Here is an 18,373-nt window from a genome sequence, read left to right as displayed (position 1 = left end):
TCCTCGACGATCCCGAGGGCAGATCTCCTAGGAAGGTAGGCGACTGATGGACTTCGTGCTGCTGATCCACGGCGACGAGATGCTCTGGGACGCCTTCAGCGAGAGCGAACGCACACGCATGGCCGAGGCGCACCGCCAGTTCGGCAGGGCGATGGTGACGGCGGGTGTCAAGGTCAAATATGGCGCGGGGCTGACCAGGTCCCGCGAGGGCAAGCTGGTCAGGCCCGACGGGCCGGCCGTGGCCGGGCCCTACGCGGTGGGGCGCGAGCAGATCGGCGGCATCTGGATCATCGAGGTCAAGTCCGCGGAGGAGGCCGAGGCGTGGGCGCGCAAGATGCCGTACGCGCCCGGCGACATCGTCGAAGTACGCCCCTGCGACCCCACCGCCTGACGACCGTTCCGGGGCCGTCCGGAGCCCTCTGAGCGCTCCGGACGGCCCGTCGTCAGTAACTGTCGTCAGTAGCTGGGGCGGCGGCTGAGCACGATGCCCACGGCCAGGAAGAGCAGGCCGGCCACGCCGTACACGATGGCCAGGGACGTCGCGGGCGGCTGCTGGCTGGCGTTGACCACCGCCAGGCCGAGTCCGACGATCCCGCTGATGTAGCAGAAGATCGCCACGAAGATCTTCCAGAACGGACTCATTGCGCATTCCTCCAGAACCTTGCGGGTTTCTCCGGAACTGTCTCCGGTACTGAGGGGGCCGGGCCTGGCGGCGCGGTCCCGGCTGCGGCGAAGCCGAGGAGCATGACCCAGGCGTCCGGGTCGGCCAGGAAACGCCGCCAGCGGTCGGCGGCCAGGGCCAGCTCGGCCATCGACAGCGCGCCCGAGGCCACCAGCGGCACCAGCCGCTCGGGGCCCAGGTGCGGGGCGAAGGCGGCCGTGGGGTGGGTGTCGTTCGTCGCGGCGAAGGGGCGCAGCACCACGTCGGTGAAGCCGCTCCCGCGCAGCAGCCTGGTGAGCTTCCTGCCGATCTGACGGTCGCCTCCCGCGCCGCGCTGCGCCTGGGCCATCGTGGCGTGCACGGAGGCCAGCTCGGGATACATCGGATCGGCCAGGCCCCACAGCATGCTGTCCACCTCGACGGCGACGAGGGTGCCGCCGGGCCGCAGCACCCGTAGTGCCTCGGTCAGCATCGGGACGGGGTCGGCGAGGTGCTGCAGTACGTAGCGCAGCAGTACGCCGCCCACGCTTGCCGTACGCAGGGGCAGCCGGGCACCGTCGGCGGCCACGAGCGGCGCGCCGCAGCCGCCCGCGTGGCGGAGCAGCCCCGCGTCCACGTCCAGCGCGATGACGGGCAGGCCGGGCTCGGCCGCGCGCAGCCTGCGGGTGATCGCGCCCGAGCCCGCGCCCAGCTCCAGCAGCGGGCCCGCACGGGTCAGCCCGAGGTCACTCATGATGCGCAGCTCCTCGTCGAACGAGAGCGCCGCCTGCGCTTCGAGGCGGGCCAGCTCGCCGTCCACGCCACCCCAGGTGGTGTTGGCGACGTCGTACGAGCCCGCCGCGGCCGGCGCGCTCACCGGGGCCTCGGAACCATCATCAGGCCGTGCCTGGGCCGCAGCGTGACCAGGGCCTCCGGCTCGACGGGGAATCCCGGCACCAGCTCCATGCGCAGGTCACGCAGGATGACGGCGAGCACCAGCGTGGCCTCGACCAGGGCGAAGTGCCGCCCCAGGCAGATGCGCGGGCCGCCGCCGAAGGGCAGGTACTGGTGGCTGAGGTGCCGGGCCGCATGTTCGGGGTCGAAGCGCTCGGGGCGGTAGACGGCGGGGTCGTCCCAATAACGCGGGTCGCGGTGCAGCACCCACGGGCTGACGCAGACCAGCGAGCCGGCCGGGATGTCGTAGCCGTCGATCACGTCGGCCGCCACGCTGCGCCGCGAGATGAGCCAGACCGGCGGGTAGAGCCGCATCGCCTCCTGCACGGCCTGCCTGCATCTGCGTAGCGCGGGCAGGTCGGCGGCGACCGGCGCCCTGCCGCCCAGCACCTCGTCGATCTCCGCCCGGACGGCGGCGGCCGCCTCGGGGTGGCGGTCGAGCAGGTAGAGCGTCCAGGTCAGGGACTTGGCGGTGGTCTCGTGCCCGGCCATGACGATGGTCAGCACCTGATCCCGCAACTCGACGTCGGCCGGGCCGCCGGGCCCTGCTGCTGCGGTGGGCCCGGCGGCTGCGGTGGGCTCGGTGTCAGGCCCCGCCGCGGGTCCGGTGCCGGGGTGGGGGTGTCCGTCGGTGAGCAGGGCGCTGAGCAGGTCGTCGCCGGGTCCGCCCGCGCGGCGCGCCGCGATGATCACTCGGGTCACCTGGTCGAGGAAGGCCCGCGCCCGCTGGAAGCCGACGTACCGCGCGGCCGTGTCGGCCGGGTCCGGGTCGTCGCTGGGTACGTAGTGCCCGATGAACCGGTTGACCGCGTCCACCGCCCGGCCGAACCCCTCGCCCGCGCCGCCGATGTCGGTGCCGAGCATGGCCTTCACGATCACGGTCAGGGTGAGCGCGGTCAGGTCGTGGTCCACCCGTACCGGCCCGGAGCCCCGCCACTGCGCCGCCAGTTGCTCCGCCGCCGCCACGATGACCTGGTCGAACCGGTTGACCTCGGCGGGCCTGAAGGCCGGCGCGCACCTGCGCCGCTGCGCCGCCCACTCGGCGCCGTTGCTGGTCAGCAGGCCGTTGCCGAGCAGCGGGCGCAGCATGTCGTCGTCCGGCGTGCGGTCCTTGGTGTAGTTCGCCCCGTTCTCCTTGAGTACGTACCGCGCCAGATCCGGCCGGTTGAGCATGTAGACCGGCTCCCCGTCGGCATCGTGGCGGGTGACGTCCCCGTGGGCCGCCATCGCGGTGACGAACTCCAGCGGCGCGTCTCGCATGGCCCGCAGGCTCTGGGTCCCCGCCGGTCCAGGCGGCACCCGGGGGGATACGTACGTCCCGGACATGAGCACTCCCAATGGCTTACGCAATTGAATGTTCCGATACGCATTTCCGGCCGTTGAATACGTATATGTATTTCGTACGGTTCCGGCCCGCGCATTTGCAGAGTACCTTTCACGCAGACGTCTCTCAATACTTAATCAATGGCTCCGGAAATTAAGTCTGGGCACCCGGAATTCGCCGTGCAAGACTCCGTTTCGAGACGGCGCACCGGCGCCGAAGGGGAAAAGCTCCAGGAGGACGCAATGGCCCTGAATCCCAGAGAGCGGACCGAATTCGTCAACGCCTACACGCGAGTACTGATCACCGCGTGGTCGAGCGAGGAGTTCTCGGCCAAGCTCGACAGCAACCCGCGCGAGGCGCTGGCGGAATCCGGCCTCGAGGTTCCCGCGGGCGCCGAGATCAACGTCGTGCGCAACGTCCCGGACAACGCCCACGACTCCAACCTCGACGTCCAGGTCTCCCTGTGGGAGCGCGGGCTGGAGACGGGGACGTACGAATTCCACATCCCCGAGACGCCGCAGATCGACATGGCCGAGCTGAGCGAGGGCGACCTCGACTCGATCGCGGCCGGCGTCGACATCAACTGCTGCTGCTGCCCGTGCTGCTGCTGCACCTGACCTGAGCCGCCACAGAGGTCTTCGCACGCCCGAGAGGAAGAGGAGATCATGTCCGACGATCAGGCGAACCCGATCCGCGTACGGGGGCTGCGCAAGCAGTACGGCTCCAGCCACACCCTGCGAGGCGTGGACCTGGACGTCCGGCCAGGAGAGGTGTTCGCCTTACTCGGCCCCAACGGCGCCGGCAAGACGACGACGGTCGAGATCCTCGAGGGCGTGCGCAGGCGTACTGGTGGCGAGGTCCAGGTCCTCGGCCGTGACCCGGCCGAGGACGCGCCCCGGTGGCGCGCCAGGCTCGGCATCGTGCCGCAGACCACCGGCGCGTACACGGACCTGACGGTACGCGAGGTGGTCGAGCACTTCGCCTCCTTCTACCCGGCTCCGCTGCCCGTCGACCAGGTGATCGGCATGGTGGGGCTGGGCAGGCAGGAACGCAAGCAGACCCAGACGCTGTCGGGCGGCCAGCTGCGCCGCCTCGACGTGGCCGTGGGCGTGGTCGGCGATCCCGACCTGATCTTCCTGGACGAGCCCACCACCGGGCTCGACCCGGAGGCGCGGGCGGAGGCATGGGACCTGGTGCGTTACTTCGCCGACCAGGGCAAGACGACCGTGCTGACCACCCACTACCTCGACGAGGTGGAGGCGCTGGCGCAGCGGGCCGCCGTCATCGTCGCGGGCGAGATCGTGGAGACCGGCGCCGTCAGCGAGCTCGGCGGGCGGCGCGACGTGCCCGCCACGGTCAGCTTCACCCCGACCGGCAGCCTGAGCGCCGCCGGCCTGCCCGAACTGCCGCAGGACACGACCGTGGGCGCGCGGACGGACGAGATCATCACGCTGCACACCCACCGGCCCACGCGGGCGCTGGCCGCGCTGCTGCCGTGGGCAGCCCGCGAAGGCGTCGAGGAGCTGCGGGACCTGCGGGTCCACCGGCCCACGCTGGAGGACGTCTATCTCAAGCTGATCCGCGAGAACCAGGGGGAACCGTCATGACCAGCTCGGACGCCGTGGTCGCGGGACAGAGCCGCGCGGTCGCGTACGGCGGGGGCTCGGGGCTGTGGCGGGCGTCGGTGGCGCGCTCGTCGGTCGAGCTGAAGTCGTTCTTCCGCAACCGGCAGTCGCTGTTCTTCACGCTGCTGCTGCCGATCGTGCTGCTGCTGGTGCTCGGCTCGATCTTCTCCGGCACGGTCCCCGGCACCCACACCGACTTCAAGCAGATGTTCGTGGCCGGGATCATCGCCTGCGGCATCATGAGCGTCAGCTTCAACGGCCTGGCCATCAACATCGCGATCGAGCGGGACAACGGCATGATCCGCCGCCTGGCCTCCTCGCCGATGCCGAAGACCGCGTACTTCGCCGGCAAGATCGTCCGGGTGACCGTGACCGGCATCCTGGAGGCCGCGATCCTGCTGGTCGTCGGGGTGGTCCTGTTCCACCTGCCGATGCCGTCGGACCCCGGCCACTGGATCACGTTCCTGTGGGTGCTGCTGCTCGGCGCGGCGGCCTGCTCGCTGCTGGCGGTCGCGTTCAGCTCGGTCATCCCCAACGCCAGGTCGGCGGCGGCGATCGTGACGCTGCCGTTCCTGGTGCTGCAGTTCATCTCGGGGGTGTTCTTCCCCTACAGCGAGCTGCCCGCCTGGATGCAGACGATCGCGGCGTTCTTCCCGCTGAAGTGGATGACGCAGGGGCTGCGCTCCGTCTTCCTGCCCGCGGACTTCGCCGTGGTGGAGCCCGCGCACGCGTGGGAGCTGGGCAGGACCGCGGTCGTGCTCGGCTCGTGGTGCGCGGCGGCGCTGCTGCTGAGCCTGCTGACCTTCCGCTGGCGCGGCGCGAACGTCAGGTAGTGAGGGTGAAGCCGGTCAGCCGCCTGGGCACCATGCTCGGCGCCCACACGGGCGGGTCGCCGACGGGACGCAGCTCCGGATACCTGGTCAGCAGGCCGCCGAGCAACAGCGCGCCGGCCTGCCTGACCAGCGGGGCGCCGAGACAGAGATGGGTGCCCGCGCCGAAGGCGAGGTGCGGGTTGGGCGAGCGCGACACCACCAGCTCGTCGGGCTCCGCGAACACCGCCGGGTCGCGGTTGGCCGCTCCGACCAGGGCCAGCACCCTGGCCCCCGCCGGGATCACGCCGCCGTCCAGCCGTACCTCCTCGGTGGTCACCCTGGCCGTGAACGGGATCGGCGACTCCAGGCGCAGCAGCTCGTCCACGGCCGACACGGCCGCCTCGTGGCTCTCGCGTACCTGCTCGGCGGCGTCCTTCCTGGGCAGCAGCCGGTGCAGCGCGTTGCCCACCATCTCGGCCAGCGGCTTCCACCCGCCGACGACGGTGAGCGAGGCGATCCCGAGCATCTCCGCCCTGGTCAGCCGATCATCGGCGGCCAGCCTCCCGAACGGCGACCCACCCGCGGTGTCGGCGGCTGCCGCAGAACCCGCCGAGCCGGTGGAGCCCGTCGCAGCCGCGGTGGAAGCCGAAGCCGCCGTGGCCCGTACAGCCTCGGCCGCCGCGTCGGCGCGGTCGCCGAGGAAGCGGGTCAGCTCGCCCATCGCGGCCCGCCCCGCCGCCGCGGCCTGCGGCCCGGCCAGCGGGTCGAGGTTGACCGAGACCCGCGCAGCCAGCACGGCGAAGGCGGCCCGGTCGGCGGGCGGCAGCCCGAACAGCTCGGCCAGCACGCCGGTGGCCAGCGGCTCGCCGATGTCGGCCGTGGCCTCGATCCGCTCGCGTCCGGCCAGGCCGTCCAGCACCCGCTCGATCTCGGCGGCGATGCCGCCGGAGATCCCGCGGATCGCGGCCGGCCCCATCAGCAGCGCCCCCGGCGAGCGTAACCGCTGGTGCTCAGGGGGATCGGTGGTGAGCATCGACGGCGGCAGCTCGTCGTCCCTGACCCGCTCCCGCTGCCCCAGCGCCGCGGAGAAGCGCGGGTCGCGCAGCGCGAGCGCGCAGTCGGCGTGCGTGGTCAGCAGCCACATGCGCGAGGTGACGTCGAAGTGGACCGGATCGTGCTCACGCAGCCACCGGTACGCGGGATACGGATCCAGCCGCCCGCGAGGAGAGAACGGGTGGGCCAGGTGGGCGGGCAGCGTACGGGATGCGGTCATCGCGTCTCCTCGTGATCAAGCCGACGACAACCTACTACAGAGGAGCGGCCGGTGGCAGAGCTCGACGTGGTCGTGATCGGCGCGGGCGTGAGCGGCCTGGCCGCCGCCGCGAAACTGGCGGGCGCGGGCCTGGCGGTGGAGGTGCTGGAGGCCAGGACGCGGATCGGCGGCCGGATCCACACAGACGAGGACTCGGGACTGGAGCTCGGCGCGCAGGTCGTGCACGGCGACCGCAACCCGATCGGCGCGCGGCCGGGCCTGCCCGCCCTGGTGCCGCTGCCCCGCTACACCGCCAGAGTGCTCATGAACGGCGCCCCCCACCCGCTGTCCGCACTCCGCCCACCCCCGCCGCTGCTGGAAGAGCGACTGGTGGCAGGCACGAGCGGGGACGTGTCGGTGGCGCAGTGGCTGAAGGAGCAGACGGCACGTTTTCCTGCCGCGCTGGAGCCGGCCGCCGAGTGGTTCAGGCAGAACTGGGCCGCCGACCCCGAGGCGCTGAGCGCGCTCGGCGTGGCCGCGGCCCGCCGCGCCGACGCCGTGGGACAAGGCCAGTTCGCCCTGCCCGGCGGCTTCCGCACGCTGCCCGAGCGGCTGGCGGACGGCCTGCGGGTGCGGCTGGGCGACCCGGTCGTGCGCCTGACCTGGTCGCCAGGACGGGTCCGCGCGGTCACCGCCGCCGGCCACGTCGTGGTCGCGGTCGCGGCCGTGGTCACGGTGTCGCCGCCGATCGTCGCCGACGGGCGGCTCGCGATCGACGATCTGCCGGTACGCAAGCAGGCGGCGGCCCAGGAGCTGCGCCCCGGCGACGCCTGGTGCGCCCTGGTCACCTACCCGGAGCCCGCGCCCGAGTCCGTCGTGGTCTTCGACCCGGAAGGACGGCTGGGCTTCGTCACCGCCACGGCCGGCCGCCCCGAGGTAGTGATCATGGCGAAGGCCGGGGCGGCCGCCCGAGCCAGGGCCGTCTGGAGGGACGGACCCTTGCTGTCTCGGCTGGCTGAGGCGGTGCCCTGGACCAAGGGGCGGGTGCCGGTGGTGGTGAAGGTGGCTGACTGGGGGGCGGACCCGTGGGCCGGTGGGGCGTACACGTACCCGGGGGCGGGGGCGCTGTGGGCGCCCGCGGCCTGGGCCGAGCCGATGGGCGGGACGGTCTTCTTCGCCGGCGAGGCCACGACCGGCCTGGCCGGGCCGCCCATGGCGCACATGGCGATGGCCAGCGGGGAACGCGCGGCCACTGAGGTGATCGGAGCACTGAGGTGATCGGACAGACCACGACCGGCCCTCCGCCGGGCGACTTGCACGGCGGCTGGTTCCTGCTCGCGCTCGACGACGAACTCGCCCCCGGCCTCACCCCGCTGCGGCTGGGCGGCAAGGACCTGATCGCGGTGCGCGACGACGACGGCGTCCGCGTGTTCGAGGCCACCTGCCCGCACCGGGGCGCCCATCTCGGCTACGGCGGCAAACTGGACGGGCAGTGCGTGATCTGCCCCTTCCACGGCAAGCGGATCGCGCTCGGCGACCGGGCCCGCCGCTGGTCGGTGGCCGAGGTGCGGACGTTGCACGCCGGGGCGGCGGTGTTCGCCCGGCTGTCCGGCGATCCGGGCGACGACCGGGGCTTCGAGCAGGCGATCAAGCAGGCGGCCGGGGAGCTGACGTTCGTCGCGGCGGTGAACCAGCGGGTCGCGGTCCCGGCCGAGTACGTGGTCGAGAACGCCTTCGACGCCGAGCACTTCAGCACCGTCCACCTGGTGCCTGCGGTGCGGGGCATGCGGGTCAGCATGGGGGAGCACGACGAGCTGGTCATCGAGGGAGAGTTCAGGACGAAGGCGCCGCCGTGGGAGAAGGAGCGGCGGCTGAACTTCGCCTCCCGGTTCGTGGCCCGCGCTTACAGCCCGCACCTCGTGCTGACCGAGCTGGGCACGGCCGCGGCGCCGTACACGATCATCACGGGGGCGGTGCCGGACGGGACGGGCAGCGTGGGGCGGGTGGTCATCGGCGTGCGGCCGGACCAGCAGGAGTCGCTGCCCGCGCTCGTGCACGGGGCCCGCTACGCCTTCGACCAGGACCGCGTGGTCTGGGACCACCTGGACGTGCACGCCCCGCAGCGCTACGACGCGGCCGACACGTCCGTGATCGCCTTCCGCCGCTTCTGCTCCGGTTTCGCCCCGGTGGGGGTGACGTCGTGAGCCTGCATGTGCGTACGCGCGGCGACGGCCCCTCGGTGTTGTGGATCCACGGCTACACGATGGACTCCTCGGTCTGGGAGCCGCTGTGGGGGCTGCTGCCCGGCTGGCGGCACGTCGGCGTGGACCTGCCGGGCCACGGCCGGTCGCGGCCGCTGCGGCCGGGCACGTCGCTGCCGGCGTTGGCGGCGGAGCTGGCCGGGCTGGCCCGCGCCGAAGGGGCCACGCTGGTGGTGGCCGAGTCGATCGGTTCCATGATCGCCCTGCAACTGGTCATCGACCACCCCGGCGACGTGCGCGGGCTGGTCGTCGGCTCGCCGACCATCGCCGGCGCGCCCGCCGAGCCGGGCACCGCGGGGCGCTACCGCACGCTGGCCGGGCTGGCCAGGATGGGCGTGGACGGCGAACGGCTGGCCGACGTGTGGATGGCGGCCCCGCCGGACATCTTCCGCGGCACCGAGCGCCATCCCGAGCTGCGCGCCAGGCTGCGCGCGATCGTGGCCAGGCACTCGTGGCGCGAGCTGCGTGACGGCGCCATGTACGGCCTGAGCAGGCACGTCCACACGGTGGACGATCTGCGCGGCATCAGGGCGCGCACCCTGGTCGTGCTGGGCGAGCAGGACATGCCGGGCTTCCGGGCGAGCGCGGAGCTGCTGCGCGGGTCCGTCCCCGGCTGCGGCGTGATCACCGTGCCCGACGCCGGGCACCTGTGCATGATCGAGCGTCCCGCCGCCGTGGCGCCCGTCATCGACGCTCATCTGCGGACGGCGGCGCGGGAGGTGCAGCATGCCGATTCATGAGCACTACCGGCCGGGCACGCCGTGCTGGGTGGACTACGGGGCGCTGGACCCCGAGGGCGCGCGGGCCTTCTACGGGGAGCTGTTCGGCTGGACGTTCCGCGACGCGGGCGGCTACTCCTTCATCGAGCTCGGCGGCCGGGTCGTGGGCGGCTTCGGACGGGTGCCCGCCGGGCTGCCCGCCTCGTGGAACACGTACCTGGCGACGCCGGACGCGCAGGCGGCGGCCGTACAGGTGAAGGAGAGAGGCGGGAGCGTGCTGCTCGGCCCGGTTCCGGCCGGCCACGACGGGCGGCTGCTGTTCGCGCTCGACGCCTGCGGGGCGCCCTTCGGCCTGTGGGAGGGGCGCAGGCCGGCCGGGATCGTCCTGGTGGACGAGCCGGGCACCTGGTGCGGCCACGAGCTGTGGACGCACGACGCCGGCTTCTATCCCGGTCTGCACGGGGTCGAGGTCATGGCGCCGCCGGAGGGGATGAGCCCGTGCTGGCTGACGTTCTTCGCCACCGCCGGCCGCGCGGCGACGAGCGCGCGGGCGGTCGAATCGGGCGCCACGATCGTCTCGGGCCGAGACCACGCGACGATCGTGCGCGACCCCTGGGGCGCGCTACTGGCGCTGACGTGAACGTGCGGTGATGACGAAGAACGCGGCCACGAGGAGGGCTCCGACGATGGCGACCACCGAGCCCACTGTTTGCCCGATCAGGAAGGCCACGATGACCGCGGCCGCGTAGACCAGGGGGACGACCAGCCGGAGGTTCAAGCCCATGAGCGCTCCTTGGATGAGAGAACGGACCTCGGATCCAGCATCGGCTCGCCGTTCGCCGCCGGTCCAGCGGGACGGCCGTAATTACGCATCGGATCGCCACGAATTACGCATCGAATCACTGGCCCTACGCATCGCCGCTCGCCGCTACGCGTTCGAATGGAGACCGTTCTGATGAAGTCACGCCTGCTGATCCCGCTGGCCTGCCTCCTGCTGCTGATCGCCGTGACCCCCGCGGCGGCCGCCGCACCCGCCAGAGAGCCCCTGACCCAGGCCGAAGCCATGCGCAGGCTTTTCTTCATGGTCGGCGCCTGGGCCGGGACCGGCTGGACGATCCTGCCCTCCGGCGCCCGCCAGGAGTTCCTGCAGACGGAGTGGATCCGCTACCAGGCGGGTGACCTGGTCATCTCGGTCGAGGGGCAAGGGCGCGACAAGGCCGACCCGGGGACGATCGTGGACAGCGCGCTCGCCGTGATCAACTACAACGACGTCACGGGGCAGTATCGCTGGGAGGCGTTCTCCCGCGGCTTCGTCACCACCGTCGAGCCGGTCGTCGGCGACCACCGGTTCGAGTGGAGCCTGCGGACGCCCTCCTTCACCACCCGCTACACGCTGACCTTCACCGACACGGCCTGGCACGAGATCGGCGAGACCTCGGTCGACGGCGGGCAGAGCTGGCGCCAGAACTTCCAGATGGACCTGCGCCGCCTCTACTGACTCCGCAAAGGGGCCATCTGCCTACCAAAGCGGAGAAAGATTCGACTCTGAGTAATCGGTCAGTCTCAATCGGTAATCTGTTCGGCATGTCGCCGACATTAGAACATGAGTACCTCATCGAACTCGTCCGTAACCGCCCGTCCCTGGTCACAACCCTGCTGGCCGAAGTGGGCGTCGCGGTGCCGGCCTTCGACCGGGCCCGGCTGGGCACCTGCGACTTCACCAACTGCCGGCCCACCGAATACCGGGCGGACTCCGTTGTCCTCCTGGATCGAGAGGGCAACCCGGTGCGAGCGGTGGTGCTGGAGGTCCAACGACAGTACGACAGAAGGAAAACCTGGTCCTGGCCCGTCTATCTGAGCACCCTACGGGCGATCGAGGAGTGCCCGGTGGTGCTTCTGGTCTTCTGTCAGGACGAGAAGACCGCGAAGGACTGCGCCGAGCCGATCGACATGGGGCATCCGGACTGGGTGCTGCGGCCGATCGTCGCGGGGCCCCGCGATATCCCTAGAGTCACCGACATCAAACAGGCCTGCGATGATGCTGAGCTCACCGCTCTGTCCACCATCATGTACGGCGACCCCGAGACCCCGGAGGGCATCGAGGTCCTCCGGACCTTCGTCGAGGCCGCGGCTCTGCGGCCGAAGGGTCAGCCGAGTTATGCTCAACTCGTATTCGCGCTGCTACCCAAGTTCAACCTCGCTCAGTTCGGCAAGGAGATCGGCATGGAAGTGACCGTCGAAGACGCCATGGTCCACCCGCTCATCCGCGAGTGTGTCGAATATGGCGAGGCGAAGGGCGAAGCGAAGGGTGAGGCCAAGGCTGTCCTCATGATCCTGGACGGGCGGAACATCCAGGCCCCGTTCGAAGCGCGGCGTCGGATCCTCGCCTGCACGGACCAGGAAGCTCTGAAGACCTGGATCAATAGGGCGCTCGTCGTCACCAGCGTCGACGAACTGTTCGACTGACCCCCGCAGCCACAGGACCGGCATGGTTCTCGCCGTGCCGGCCCTGTGCGCCACGCTGTCGTCGGCCGAGGTGAGGGTCACGGTGAGGAACTGTGGCCCAAGTTCAACCTCGCTCAGTTCGGCAAGGAGATCAGCATGAATGTGACCATCGAAGACGCCATGGTCCACCCCTTCGTCCGCGAGTGTGTCGAATATGGCCAGGTGAGGGGTGAGCTCAAGGCTGTCCTCATGATCCTGGACACACGGAATATTCAGGTCTCGTCCGAAGCGCGGTGTCGGATCCTCGCCTGCAGGGACCTGGAAACTGTGAATACCTGGATCGACAGGTCGATCGTCGCCACCAGTGTCGACGAGCTGTTCGACTGACCCGCAGTCGCAGGGCTGGCATGGTTCTCGCCGTGCCGGCCCTGTGCGTTACACCGTCGCTTCACTGGTCGTCGGGGGTGTGGGCCGCCTTGATCAGGCGGGTCAGTGCGGTGTGCAAATCCTGGAGTTCGTCGAGGTCCATGCCGAGGCGGGCCACGACCGCCGGCGGGATCTGCTCGGCCCGAGTCCGCAGCTCGCGGCCGGCCGGAGTGAGGGTCACGACGAGGGAGCGCTCGTCGTGGCTGTTGCGCTCGCGGTTGACGTAGCCGAGCGCCTGGAGGCGCTTGAGCAGCGGGGACATGGTGCCGGGGTCGAGCTGGAGCAGCTCGCCGAGCTCCTTGACCGAGAGCGGCTCGTGCTGCCAGAGCGCGAGCATGGCCAGGTACTGCGGGTGGGTCAAGCCCATGGGCTGCAGGAGCGGCCGGTAGAGCGCGATCACGCTGCGCGAGGCGATGCTGAGGGCGAAGCACACCTGCCGGTCCAGCGCGAGGAGATCTGTAGTCTCCGTCACAGGCTCCATGCGACGACACCTCCGGGAGCATCTGGTAAATTACTTTGCGTACTAACTAATAGTCCACAAATAGTATGGACGCAAACCTTCGGTCCGGAAGGGACGTCACCGGTGTTTCACCGCAAGTCGATCGAGGAGCGCATCGCCGAGCGCCAGGCCAAGCTGCCTCCGCTGAAGGAGGGCAAGCACTTCGAGCACGGCCCGGCCAAGTTCGTGTTCGTGTCGTTGCTGGTGATCGTGGCGATCGTCCACTTCGGCGGCCTGGCACTGGTGATGCACTTCTACTCCTGAGCCGCGTGCCCGGCGCGGAGTTCAGCCCTTGACGGCGCCCACGATCACGCCCTTGGTGAAGTGGCGCTGCACGAACGGATAGATGATCAGGGCCGGGATGACCGCGATCACCACGATGGCCATCTTGATCGCCAGGGTTGGCGGGGCGTCGCCCGTCACGCCGGCCGTGGCCGCGGGCAGCGGGTTGGAGTCGACCACGTACTGCCGCAGGATCAGGGCGAGCGGCCACTTCCTGGTGTCGTCCATGTAGAGCATCGCGTTGAACCAGGCATTCCAGTACCCGACCGCGTAGAACATCGCCACCACGGCCGTCACCGCCTTCGACATGGGCAGCACGATCCGGAACAGGATGCGGAACTCCCCGGCGCCGTCGATGCGCGCGCTGTCCAGGATCTCCCCGGGGATGCCCATGAAGAACGAGCGCAGCACCACCACGTTGAACGCCGACACGGCCGTCGGCAGGATCAGCGACCAGTAGCTGTCCTTCAGCCCCAGCCCGCTCACCATCAGGTACACGGGGATGATGCCGGGGATGAAGACGAACATCAGCAGCACGCTGAACAGCAGCGGTCGGTGCAGGAACGAGCCGGGGCGCGACAGCGAGTACGCCCCCAGGACGCTCACCCCGGCACTGACCAGCGTCCCCACGACGGTCACGACGGTGCTGACCATGACCGCACGGCTGACCACCGTGTCGGAGAAGATCTGCCGGTACGCCTCGAACGTGATCCCGTCGGGCACCAGCACGAGCCCGCCCGCCCTGGTCACCGTGGCGGTGGAGCTCAGGCTCGTCAGGACGATCGTGTAGAGCGGGCCCAGCACGGCCACGACGATGATGGTCAGCAGCGTGCCCTTGCCCACCTGGCCGACCGGCGACGGCCGCTCCTCCCAGGGCGCGAGCCCGGCCGGTCTGCGGGTGCGGGGCCTGCTCGTCAGTGCGGTCATGACTTCGAATACACTCCTCGCTCGCCGAACGCGTGCGCCACCCGGTTGGCCGCCACGATGAGCAGTAGCCCCACCAGGCCCTTGAACAGCCCGGCCGCGGCCCCGTACCCGAGGTCGCCGGTCCGGATCCCCGACCAGTACACGAACGTGTCGAACACCTCGGACGCCTCGCTGCCCACGGCGCTGCGCTGGAGCATGAACTGCTCGAAGCCGACGTTCAGCGCGTCGCCCAGCCGCAGGATCAGCAGCAGCACGATCACCGGGCGCAAGCCGGGCAGCGTGATGTGCCACATGCGGCGCCAGCGGCGGGCCCCGTCCACGGCGGCGGCCTCGTACAGGTTGGGGTCGATGGTGCTGAGTGCGGCCAGGAAGATGATCGCGCCCCAGCCGGCGTCCTTCCAGATGGTCTGGGAGGTGATCAGCAGGATGAACGTGTCGGAGTTGGTCATCCAGTCCACGGCCTCGCGGCCGTTCTCCCGCAGGATCTGCGCCAGCAGGCCCGCGCCGCCGAACATCTGCTGGAAGATGGCCACGACCAGCACCCAGGAGAAGAAGAACGGCAGGTAGACCACGCCCTGCACGAACGCCCGCAGCTTCGCCGAGGCGAGGCTGTTGAGCAGCAGCGCCAGCATGATCGGCAGGGGGAAGTAGAAGACGAGCTGGAATGCGGTGATCGACAGGGTGTTGGTGATCGCGCGCAGGAACTGCGGATCCTCGAAGAGCAGCGCGAAGTTCGTGAAGCCGATGACCGGGCTGCCGAGGATGCCGCCGGTGTACGGGTTGTAGTCCTGGAAGGCGATCACGTTGCCGAGCGCGGGGACCCACCAGAAGGCGAGCACCACGAGCAGCATCGGCAGGTTCATCACCAGCAGCGGCCAGTCCCTGCGCAGCTTGACCCGCCACGAGGGCCGGGGCGGCGGGGGAGCGGGGCGCGTGCCGCTTCGGGCGGGCCGCCGGGTCGTCACCGTGCCCATGGCGGTGCTGTCCTGGAGACGTCCTGTGGCGTCGTGATGTGCGAGACGTCCTGTGGCGTCGTGATGTGCGAGACGTCCTGTGGCGTCGTGATGTGCGAGACGTTCTGCGGCGTCGTCGTGTGCGTCACGAGGGCTCACAGCCGCCCGTTGTCGCGGGCGACCTTCATGTAGAACTCGCGCGCCTCGTTCCCGCCGCCGTCCTGCCACTCCTTGACGATCTTCGGCCACTCGGAGACGGGCCGCTTGCCGCGGAAGATCTCCTGCATCTTGTCCTCGGTCGGGACCGTCAGCCCGGCCATCTTGGACGGACGTTCCACCCGGATGCCCACGAACGGGTCGTTCTCCAGGATCGCCGCCGCCTTGGTCGACCAGTCCCACAGGCCCTGGACCAGGCCCTCGTACTGGCTCATCGCGTTGGCGTTGGGGCGGCCCGCCAGGAACAGGTACGTGGGGGCGACCTCCTTGCGCCCGAGCGCGGTCTGCTTCACCTTGCCGTCCTCGACCGTGTAGTGCTTGCCCTCGACGCCGTTGGTGACCAGCTCGTACTCCTGGGTGCCGAACGGGCCCGACGCCCAGTTCGACAGGGCGAGCAGTTCGCGGGTGCGGGCGTCGCCGAGTCCCTTCTTGATGAAGACGAACATGCTGGCGGGCTCGTTGCGCCACATGATCGGCTTGCCGCCCGCGTGCGCCGGGTACGGGTCCACAATCATCTGCTTGAAGTCGGGGTTGTCCGCGCCGAAGCGGCCCATGTTCTCGTGCCAGGAGCCGAGGCCGTCGCGGTAGATGACCATCTCGCCGTTGCCGAAGATGGCCTTGTTGTCGGCGTCCTTGTTGGCGACGACGTCCGGATGGATGTAGCCGGCCTCGAAGAGCTTGGTCAGGAACTCGATGCTGGCGGCCCACTCGGCGGTCTCGTACTTGTACTCGAGGGTGCCGTCGCTCTTCTTGCGCCACTCGCGCGGCGCGCCGAAGGCCCGCTGGAGCTCGTTGTCCATGCCGCCGCCGTACGCCCACCGCTTCTTCTTGGCGTCGGTGATCTCCTTTCCCAGCGTGACCAGGTCGTCCGCGCTCTTGGGGTGCTCCAGGCCGAGCTCGCGCATGATGTCGTCGCGGACGAACGTGGCGAAGGGGAACGGGTCGTTCTGCCACGGGATGCCCTGGAGCACGCCGCCGAAGACGCCGTACTGCCAGGCGGCGGTGTCGTAGTTGGCCAGCAGCGGGAACTCCTTGGCCTTGTCCCCGGCCAGGTAGGGGGACAGGTCGGCGAAGAGCTTGTTGGCGGCCTCGGTGAAGTGGCCGATCTTGATCAGCTCCCACTCGGGGATCATCACCATCTCCGGCACGTCGCCGCTGGCCAGGACGGTGCTGAGCTTCTGCCCGTAGGTGTTGCCGTCGGAGATGTTGAAGCGGACGGTGCCGCCGAGCCGCTCGTTGACGGTGTCGTAGTAGGAGTTGTCGCCCAGGCCCGGCGGCACCGTGCCCCACAGCGGCGTCATCGCGGTCACCTCCTTGCCGCTGGTGAGCGGCTTGGTGGTGACGGCCTGCACCATCTGGGCGGGGCGCGACAGGAAGCCGGGCTGGACGAACTCGCTGCCCGGCAGGTCCGGCTTGAGCCCGGGGATCTCGAACGGCGTCCTGGTGGGCACCAGGCTCTTGAGCTTGTCGGCCGCCACGGCGGTGCCCTTCGACACTTGCTTCTTCTCGGCGCAGCCCGCCACGAGGACGCTCGCGCCGACCAGGCCGAGAAAGCCCCGGCGGGTTGTTGAGTTCTGCATGGCTCGTCCCCTGTCCCTGTCGGGATGGCCGCTCTAAATTAGTTGGTATTCCGACCAAACAAATTAGTAGACTGGAACCGCACCCACAAGTGAGCGCGATGGTCACAGGTTGGTGAAGGGAGCCGGCGATGCGGCATGCTGGGGTCACCTCCTGGCGGGAACGGGGCTGATATTGATCACTTCTACGACCGGGCCTCAGCCGGCCGACTTCGCCGACGTACGGGCCACCAACCTCGCGGTCGTGCTGCGTTTCGTCCGCGAGCACGCGCCCTGCTCGCGCGCCGACATCGCGGCCTCCACGGGGCTGAACAAGGCGACGGTGTCCAGCCTGGTCGCGGACCTCATCGATCGCCGGCTCGTGCGCGAGACCGGGCTGACGGAGAACCGCGTGGGCCGGCCGGCCACGATGCTCGTCCTCGACGGCTCGCCCTACGCGGCCATCGGCGTCGAGATCAACGTCGACACCGTGTCGGCCGTGGCCGTCGACCTGGCCGGCGAGCGGCTGCTGACCTGGCGGCGCTCGTTCTCGGCCGGCGACTCGGTCAACCAGGGCGTGGCGGCCGTCGGGGCGGTCATCAGGCGCGTGGTCGGGCGCATGGCCAAGGAGGAGCGCCAGGTGCTCGGCCTGGCCGTGGCCGTTCCCGGGCTGGTCGACGTGCAGGGCACCGTACGCATCGCGCCCAATCTCGGCTGGCGCGACGCCGACCTCGGCGGCGACCTGGCCAAGGCGCTGCGCGACCCCGGCTTCCCCATCCAGGTCGACAACGACGCCAACTTCGCGGCCCTGGCCGAGCAGCGCTTCGGCGCCCATGCCGGCGCCTCCGACCTGGTCTACCTCACCGGCGAGATCGGCGTCGGCGCGGGCGTCATCCTCGACGGGCGGCTGCGCAAGGGCGGGCGCGGCTTCAGCGGCGAGATCGGCCACGTCCAGCTCGACCCCGACGGCCCCCGCTGCCACTGTGGCCGGCGCGGCTGCCTGGAGGCCATGGCCGGGATCGCCGCCGTGCTGCGCAAGGACGTGTCGCCGGCCGAGACCCAGGTCGAGATCGAGGAGGTCGTGCGCCTGGCCCGCACGGGCGACGCCGGCACCCTGGCCTCGCTCGGCTCCGTGGGCCGCGACCTGGGCAAGGGCGTGTCCCTGCTGGCCAACCTGCTCAACCCCGAGGTGGTGATCCTCGGCGGCTACTACGTGCCGCTGGCGCCGTGGCTGCTGCCCGCCGTGCACGACGAGCTGGCCGGCCGGGTCGTCGCCGAGGAGGCCGGCGGATGCCAGGTCGTGGCCTCGACGCTGGGGCACGACGCGGCGGCGCTCGGGGGCGCGGCTAGGGTGCTCGACTCCGTCGATTCGGGAAGATTGCCCGGAGGATTGTCGCGAATCCCTTGACCTTGGTCACGGGGGCGTGCACCCTTCAGTCAACCCACCGAAATGCCCGCGTAACTTCCCCAGGCCGGTCGTCG

The 18,373-nt window shown here is 70.4% G+C and carries 22 protein-coding genes; 13 read left to right on the top strand and 9 right to left on the bottom strand.

Translation table 11 applies throughout. The features are described from left to right. Positions 1 to 46 precede the first annotated feature (46 nt). Complete coding sequence (locus AB0C27_RS24085) at positions 47 to 391, top strand: YciI family protein (RefSeq protein WP_346109591.1); 345 nt, start codon at positions 47 to 49, stop codon at positions 389 to 391. A gap of 65 nt (positions 392 to 456) precedes the next feature. Here the strand turns inward: AB0C27_RS24085 and AB0C27_RS24080 are convergent, their stop codons facing one another. Genes AB0C27_RS24080 through AB0C27_RS24070 form a run of 3 tightly spaced genes read right to left on the bottom strand, consistent with a single transcriptional unit; the run spans position 457 to position 2,854 of the window. Then, complete coding sequence (locus tag AB0C27_RS24080) at positions 457 to 642, bottom strand: hypothetical protein (RefSeq protein ID WP_106236399.1); 186 nt, start codon at positions 640 to 642, stop codon at positions 457 to 459. After that, positions 639 to 1,517, bottom strand: a complete 879-nt coding sequence (locus AB0C27_RS24075; protein ID WP_357847621.1) for a methyltransferase domain-containing protein — start codon at positions 1,515 to 1,517, stop codon at positions 639 to 641. The genes AB0C27_RS24080 and AB0C27_RS24075 overlap by 4 nt, the downstream gene beginning before the upstream one ends. Next, positions 1,514 to 2,854, bottom strand: a complete 1,341-nt coding sequence (locus AB0C27_RS24070) for a cytochrome P450 (protein ID WP_357847619.1) — start codon at positions 2,852 to 2,854, stop codon at positions 1,514 to 1,516. The genes AB0C27_RS24075 and AB0C27_RS24070 overlap by 4 nt, the downstream gene beginning before the upstream one ends. A gap of 306 nt (positions 2,855 to 3,160) precedes the next feature. Here AB0C27_RS24070 and AB0C27_RS24065 point away from each other — a divergent pair, with 306 nt between their 5' ends. Genes AB0C27_RS24065 through AB0C27_RS24055 form a run of 3 tightly spaced genes read left to right on the top strand, consistent with a single transcriptional unit; the run spans position 3,161 to position 5,376 of the window. Next, positions 3,161 to 3,535: a hypothetical protein gene (locus AB0C27_RS24065; RefSeq protein WP_346109588.1), complete on the top strand. Its 375-nt coding sequence runs from the start codon at positions 3,161 to 3,163 to the stop codon at positions 3,533 to 3,535. A gap of 48 nt (positions 3,536 to 3,583) precedes the next feature. Beyond that, the gene (locus AB0C27_RS24060; RefSeq protein ID WP_357847617.1) at positions 3,584 to 4,525 is read left to right on the top strand and encodes an ABC transporter ATP-binding protein; all 942 of its coding nucleotides are present in this window, start codon (positions 3,584 to 3,586) and stop codon (positions 4,523 to 4,525) included. After that, the gene (locus tag AB0C27_RS24055) at positions 4,522 to 5,376 is read left to right on the top strand and encodes an ABC transporter permease (RefSeq protein ID WP_357847615.1); all 855 of its coding nucleotides are present in this window, start codon (positions 4,522 to 4,524) and stop codon (positions 5,374 to 5,376) included. The genes AB0C27_RS24060 and AB0C27_RS24055 overlap by 4 nt, the downstream gene beginning before the upstream one ends. Here AB0C27_RS24055 and AB0C27_RS24050 read toward each other — a convergent pair. Continuing rightward, complete coding sequence (locus AB0C27_RS24050; protein ID WP_357847613.1) at positions 5,369 to 6,628, bottom strand: cytochrome P450; 1,260 nt, start codon at positions 6,626 to 6,628, stop codon at positions 5,369 to 5,371. The two genes, AB0C27_RS24055 and AB0C27_RS24050, sit on opposite strands and share 8 nt — an antisense overlap. Before the next feature lie 51 nt (positions 6,629 to 6,679). Between AB0C27_RS24050 and AB0C27_RS24045 the strand changes: the two genes are divergently transcribed. The 4 genes from AB0C27_RS24045 to AB0C27_RS24030 are packed head-to-tail and all read left to right on the top strand — an operon-like array spanning position 6,680 to position 10,227. Beyond that, on the top strand, positions 6,680 to 7,885 hold the full coding sequence (locus AB0C27_RS24045; protein ID WP_357847612.1) for an FAD-dependent oxidoreductase: 1,206 nt from the start codon (positions 6,680 to 6,682) through the stop codon (positions 7,883 to 7,885). Next, the gene (locus AB0C27_RS24040) at positions 7,882 to 8,811 is read left to right on the top strand and encodes a Rieske 2Fe-2S domain-containing protein (protein ID WP_357847610.1); all 930 of its coding nucleotides are present in this window, start codon (positions 7,882 to 7,884) and stop codon (positions 8,809 to 8,811) included. The genes AB0C27_RS24045 and AB0C27_RS24040 overlap by 4 nt, the downstream gene beginning before the upstream one ends. Next, complete coding sequence (locus tag AB0C27_RS24035) at positions 8,808 to 9,608, top strand: alpha/beta hydrolase (protein ID WP_357847608.1); 801 nt, start codon at positions 8,808 to 8,810, stop codon at positions 9,606 to 9,608. Before AB0C27_RS24040 ends, AB0C27_RS24035 begins: the two co-directional genes overlap by 4 nt. Next, positions 9,595 to 10,227 carry a VOC family protein gene (locus tag AB0C27_RS24030; protein ID WP_357847606.1) on the top strand — a complete coding sequence of 211 codons (633 nt, stop codon included), beginning with the start codon at positions 9,595 to 9,597 and terminating at the stop codon, positions 10,225 to 10,227. Before AB0C27_RS24035 ends, AB0C27_RS24030 begins: the two co-directional genes overlap by 14 nt. Here AB0C27_RS24030 and AB0C27_RS24025 read toward each other — a convergent pair. After that, a complete protein-coding gene (locus tag AB0C27_RS24025; protein WP_346112500.1) occupies positions 10,210 to 10,371 on the bottom strand; it encodes a hypothetical protein in 162 nt (53 codons plus the stop codon). The two genes, AB0C27_RS24030 and AB0C27_RS24025, sit on opposite strands and share 18 nt — an antisense overlap. Positions 10,372 to 10,542: 171 nt before the next feature. Here AB0C27_RS24025 and AB0C27_RS24020 point away from each other — a divergent pair, with 171 nt between their 5' ends. The 3 genes from AB0C27_RS24020 (at position 10,543) to AB0C27_RS24010 (ending at position 12,419) form a co-directional block, all read left to right on the top strand. Further along, complete coding sequence (locus AB0C27_RS24020; protein ID WP_357847604.1) at positions 10,543 to 11,085, top strand: hypothetical protein; 543 nt, start codon at positions 10,543 to 10,545, stop codon at positions 11,083 to 11,085. Positions 11,086 to 11,171: 86 nt separating this feature from the next. Continuing rightward, the gene (locus tag AB0C27_RS24015) at positions 11,172 to 12,053 is read left to right on the top strand and encodes a hypothetical protein (protein ID WP_357847602.1); all 882 of its coding nucleotides are present in this window, start codon (positions 11,172 to 11,174) and stop codon (positions 12,051 to 12,053) included. 135 nt (positions 12,054 to 12,188) lie between these two features. Beyond that, complete coding sequence (locus tag AB0C27_RS24010) at positions 12,189 to 12,419, top strand: hypothetical protein (RefSeq protein ID WP_357847600.1); 231 nt, start codon at positions 12,189 to 12,191, stop codon at positions 12,417 to 12,419. 61 nt (positions 12,420 to 12,480) lie between these two features. Here AB0C27_RS24010 and AB0C27_RS24005 read toward each other — a convergent pair whose 3' ends face one another. Continuing rightward, on the bottom strand, positions 12,481 to 12,939 hold the full coding sequence (locus tag AB0C27_RS24005; RefSeq protein ID WP_357847598.1) for a MarR family transcriptional regulator: 459 nt from the start codon (positions 12,937 to 12,939) through the stop codon (positions 12,481 to 12,483). Positions 12,940 to 13,041: 102 nt separating this feature from the next. On the opposite strand from AB0C27_RS24005, the gene AB0C27_RS24000 reads away from it, so the two are divergent. Then, a complete protein-coding gene (locus AB0C27_RS24000; protein WP_346112505.1) occupies positions 13,042 to 13,221 on the top strand; it encodes a hypothetical protein in 180 nt (59 codons plus the stop codon). A gap of 21 nt (positions 13,222 to 13,242) precedes the next feature. On the opposite strand, the gene AB0C27_RS23995 is transcribed toward AB0C27_RS24000, so the two are convergent. The 3 genes from AB0C27_RS23995 to AB0C27_RS23985 form a co-directional block, all read right to left on the bottom strand. Further along, positions 13,243 to 14,166, bottom strand: a complete 924-nt coding sequence (locus AB0C27_RS23995; RefSeq protein WP_357847596.1) for a carbohydrate ABC transporter permease — start codon at positions 14,164 to 14,166, stop codon at positions 13,243 to 13,245. Continuing rightward, the gene (locus tag AB0C27_RS23990; RefSeq protein WP_357847594.1) at positions 14,163 to 15,140 is read right to left on the bottom strand and encodes an ABC transporter permease subunit; all 978 of its coding nucleotides are present in this window, start codon (positions 15,138 to 15,140) and stop codon (positions 14,163 to 14,165) included. The genes AB0C27_RS23995 and AB0C27_RS23990 overlap by 4 nt, the downstream gene beginning before the upstream one ends. A 134-nt stretch (positions 15,141 to 15,274) precedes the next feature. Further along, positions 15,275 to 16,915, bottom strand: coding sequence for an extracellular solute-binding protein (locus tag AB0C27_RS23985; protein WP_357847592.1), 1,641 nt, complete (start codon positions 16,913 to 16,915; stop codon positions 15,275 to 15,277). A gap of 172 nt (positions 16,916 to 17,087) precedes the next feature. Between AB0C27_RS23985 and AB0C27_RS23980 the strand changes: the two genes are divergently transcribed. Then, on the top strand, positions 17,088 to 18,299 hold the full coding sequence (locus tag AB0C27_RS23980) for an ROK family transcriptional regulator (RefSeq protein ID WP_357847590.1): 1,212 nt from the start codon (positions 17,088 to 17,090) through the stop codon (positions 18,297 to 18,299). Positions 18,300 to 18,373 lie beyond the last annotated feature (74 nt).

The sequence above is a fragment of the Nonomuraea sp. NPDC048882 genome (assembly GCF_040649755.1).
In the GTDB taxonomy this organism is placed as follows: domain Bacteria; phylum Actinomycetota; class Actinomycetes; order Streptosporangiales; family Streptosporangiaceae; genus Nonomuraea; species Nonomuraea maheshkhaliensis.
This window is presented reverse-complemented; position numbering and strand designations above follow the sequence as displayed.